Annotated in this window: 1 protein-coding gene; it reads left to right on the top strand. The window is 63.3% G+C overall.

The genetic code is table 11. From position 1 onward, the window contains the following. Positions 1-264, top strand: a 264-nt coding sequence (locus SB764_RS41280; RefSeq protein ID WP_410866936.1) for an Ig-like domain-containing protein, incomplete at both ends; no start/stop codon positions are given.

Below are 264 nucleotides of genomic sequence, written 5' to 3'. Positions count from 1 at the left end.
ATCAGCGTCAATAGCGGCGCGCTGCCGACGGCGACGGCCGCCAATCAGAATGCGATCGCCAATCCCGACAAGTACTTCCTGGTCGCGGGCAGCGCGGTGAACGTGTCGGACCCGACGAGAGGCCTGATTGCCAACGATGTCCATGTTTACGGCGTGCAGGTCAAGACACAGCCTACCGGCGGCGTGCTCACGCTGAACCAGGACGGCACGTTCACCTATGTGCCGAACGCCGGCACGACCTCCGACAGCTTCGTGTATCAGGCG

The sequence above is a fragment of the Paraburkholderia sp. SIMBA_027 genome, from assembly GCF_046535315.1.
GTDB classification, from domain to species: domain Bacteria; phylum Pseudomonadota; class Gammaproteobacteria; order Burkholderiales; family Burkholderiaceae; genus Paraburkholderia; species Paraburkholderia tropica.
Note: the sequence above shows the minus strand (reverse complement) of the source record. Positions and strands in the feature narration are given on the sequence as shown.